Below are 2,476 nucleotides of genomic sequence, written 5' to 3'. Positions count from 1 at the left end.
TCGAGGAGCGGATCATGCTGTCCTTCGTTCTGCGCCGCCTGGCGAGCGCCGTGCCGACGCTGTTCATCGTCGTCACGATTTCCTTCTTCCTGATGCGCTTCGCGCCGGGCGGACCCTTCAATCTCGAGCGGCCTCTTCCACCGGCGACGATGGAAAACCTGATGAGGACCTATCAGCTCGACCAGCCGCTCTGGCGGCAGTATCTCACCTACATCACCAATGCGGTTACCGGCGATTTCGGGCCGAGCTACATCTACAAGGACAACAACGTCGCCGAACTGATCGGCAAGGGCCTGCCCTATTCGATCGAGCTCGGCGTCTATGCACTGCTGCTCGCGCTCGTCGGCGGCGTCCTTGCAGGTACGATCGCGGCCCTCAGGCAGAACAGCCTCGTCGACTTCGGCGTGATGTCGCTCGCAACCGTCGGCGTCACCGTGCCCAATTTCGTCGTCGGCCCGGTGCTGACCCTGATCTTCGCCATCGGCCTTTCCCTGCTGCCGGCCGGCGGCTGGGGCGACGGATCGCTGCGGTTCCTCATCCTGCCGACGATCGCGCTCGCCCTGCCGCAGCTCGCCGTCTTCGCCCGGCTGACGCGCGGCGCGATGATCGAGGCGCTCAACACCGACCACATCCGCACGGCGCGTGCCTACGGCCTGCCGTCGCGCGTCGTCGTCGTGACCCATGCGATGCGCGGCGCGATGCTGCCGGTCGTCTCCTATCTCGCGCCCTGCGCGGCGGCGCTCCTCACCGGCTCCGCCGTGGTCGAGACGATCTTCACCATTCCGGGTGTCGGCCGTTACTTCGTGCTCGGCGCCATCAACCGCGACTACACGCTGGTGATGGGGACCGTCATCCTCATCGCGATCTTCGTCATCGTCTTCAACCTGGTTGTCGACATTCTCTACGGCCTTCTCGACCCGAGGGTGCGCCATGACTGACATCACCACCGCGCCGGTCGCCGCCACGCCGGAAATGGCCGGGCGCAGCCTGTTCCAGCTTGCCGGCATCCGCTTCCGGCGCAACCGCGCGGCGATGGTGAGCTGCTTCGTGCTCGTCGCCATCGCGCTTTTCTCGTTCCTCGGGCCGCTGTTCGTCTCCCACAGCTACGACCAGGTGTTTCCGTCCTACGTGACGATCCCGCCGAGCCTCGAGCCGCGGCCGGACAGCGCTTCGCTGCAGGACGTCGTCGAGAGCGTGGCGAGCCGCGCCCGCGTCGAGGTGCGCGCCTTCGCGGTCGAGGGGCAGCGCTTCACGGTCACCATTGCCGCCGACGAGCCGATCGATCCCCGCGCCACCCGCTATTTCGACCGGGCCAACGAATTCGACGCCACCGAGGTCGTCTCGACCGGCGAGGACGGCCGCGTGCTGACGCTGGAAGGCAGCGTCCAGCGCGAATATTTCCCCTTCGGCACGGATCCGAACGGCCGCGACCTTCTGGTCCGCGTCATGCTCGGCGGCCAGATCTCGATCGCCGTCGGCGTGCTCGCGAGCCTGGTGTCGCTCGGCATCGGCGTCGTCTACGGCGCCACCTCCGGTTATCTCGGCGGCCGTGTCGACAACGTGATGATGCGCCTCGTCGAGATCCTCTATTCGCTGCCCTTCGTCTTCCTCGTCGTGGTGCTCGTCGTCTTCTTCGGCCGCTCCTTCATCCTGATCTTTCTGGTGATCGGCGCCGTCGAGTGGCTGGAAATGTCGCGCATCGTGCGCGGCCAGACGCTGGCGCTGAAGCGGCGGGAATTCGTCGGCGCCGCCCAGGCGCTCGGCCTCACCGACTGGCAGATCATCCGCCGCCACATCATCCCGAACACGATCAGCCCGGTCATCGTCTTCGTGACGGTGGTCGTGCCGAAGGTCATCCTGCTCGAGAGTTTCCTGTCCTTCCTCGGCCTCGGCGTGCAGGCGCCGCTGACGAGCTGGGGCGCGCTGATCTCCGAAGGCGCCAACAACATCCAGTCGGCGCCCTGGCTCCTGATCTTCCCCGCCATCTTCTTCGTCGCAACGCTGTTCGCCCTCAACTTCGTCGGCGACGGCCTGCGCGACGCGCTCGACCCGAAGGACCGCTGAGATGAATGCGACGACGACAGACGCGGCGAAGGAAACGGTGCTCGCCGTGCGCGGCCTGAAGGTCGATTTTTCGACCCCGGACGGCACCGTCGAGGCGGTGAAGGGCATCGACCTCGATGTCCGCAACGGCGAGACGCTCGCCGTCGTCGGCGAATCCGGCTCCGGCAAGAGCCAGACGATGATGGGCATCATGGGACTGCTGGCGCGGAACGGAACCGTCAGCGGTTCGGCGTCCTATCGCGGCAGGGAACTGGTCGGCCTTGCGCCCAAGGCGCTCAATGCGGTGCGCGGCGCAAAGATCACCATGATCTTCCAGGAGCCGATGACCTCGCTCGACCCGCTCTATCCGATCGGCCGCCAGATCGCCGAGCCGATCGTCCACCATCGCGGCGGCAGCCATCGCGATGCGCGC

General features: G+C 66.6%; 3 protein-coding genes. All 3 read left to right on the top strand.

The window, feature by feature from the left end:
• Positions 1 to 14 precede the first annotated feature (14 nt).
• Positions 15 to 938 carry an oligopeptide ABC transporter permease OppB gene (gene oppB, locus LXM94_RS25545; RefSeq protein WP_235774663.1) on the top strand — a complete coding sequence of 308 codons (924 nt, stop codon included), beginning with the start codon at positions 15 to 17 and terminating at the stop codon, positions 936 to 938.
• Positions 931 to 2,064, top strand: coding sequence for an ABC transporter permease (locus tag LXM94_RS25540; protein ID WP_235774659.1), 1,134 nt, complete (start codon positions 931 to 933; stop codon positions 2,062 to 2,064). The genes oppB and LXM94_RS25540 overlap by 8 nt, the downstream gene beginning before the upstream one ends.
• A gap of 1 nt (position 2,065) precedes the next feature.
• A partial coding sequence (locus tag LXM94_RS25535) for an ATP-binding cassette domain-containing protein (RefSeq protein ID WP_235774657.1) occupies positions 2,066 to 2,476 on the top strand: 411 nt, incomplete at its 3' end.

It is taken from the genome of Rhizobium alarense (assembly GCF_021555155.1).
Taxonomy (GTDB): domain Bacteria; phylum Pseudomonadota; class Alphaproteobacteria; order Rhizobiales; family Rhizobiaceae; genus Rhizobium_D; species Rhizobium_D alarense.
This window is presented reverse-complemented; position numbering and strand designations above follow the sequence as displayed.

Excerpts from the sequence above, each read along its gene's own strand:
- oppB (WP_235774663.1), top strand. The coding sequence starts at position 15 with ATGCTGTCCTTCGTTCTGCGCCGCCTGGCGAGCGCCGTGCCGACGCTG.
- LXM94_RS25540 (WP_235774659.1), top strand. The coding sequence starts at position 931 with ATGACTGACATCACCACCGCGCCGGTCGCCGCCACGCCGGAAATGGCC.